This is a genomic window from Escherichia sp. AM3 (assembly GCF_032029835.1).
In the GTDB taxonomy this organism is placed as follows: domain Bacteria; phylum Pseudomonadota; class Gammaproteobacteria; order Enterobacterales; family Enterobacteriaceae; genus Escherichia; species Escherichia coli.
The window spans coordinates 1-317 of sequence record NZ_JAVUPQ010000777.1 but is presented as its reverse complement, the minus strand read 5'-3'; the positions used below and the strand labels follow the sequence as shown (position 1 = coordinate 317).

At 52.4% G+C, this 317-nt stretch carries 2 protein-coding genes; one reads left to right on the top strand and one right to left on the bottom strand.

Features of this window, described 5'->3' with window-relative positions; translation table 11 throughout:
- On the top strand, nt 1-124 hold a 124-nt coding region (locus tag RTW80_RS28315), incomplete at its 5' end, for a GTP-binding protein (RefSeq protein ID WP_174240512.1).
- Nucleotides 125-157: 33 nt separating this feature from the next.
- Here RTW80_RS28315 and RTW80_RS28310 read toward each other — a convergent pair.
- Nucleotides 158-317: BrnA antitoxin family protein (locus tag RTW80_RS28310; protein ID WP_312721423.1), on the bottom strand; the 160-nt coding region annotated here is incomplete at its 5' end.

The following is a 317-nucleotide window of genomic DNA, read 5'->3' as shown; positions in this document are numbered from 1 at the left end:
CCTCTACAGCGCCGACTGGGACCGCCCGTGGGGCGATGAAAAACCGCATAGCACGATGGTGTTTATCGGGATTCAGTTGCCGGAGGAAGAGATTCGGGCAGCGTTTGCGGGGTTGAGGAAGTAATTTTGGATGATGGCCGCCATGTGGCGGCCTGAATTATTTTTTGTTCTGATCGCGCAGCATCGCTTCACGTAAAATTGCGTTCAGGCGAGTTTGATAGCCTTTACCTGGTCGCTTCAACCATTCCATCACATCAGCATCAATACGCACCGAAGCCTGAGTTTTCAATGGCCGATAAAACTTACCGCGTTCGGCG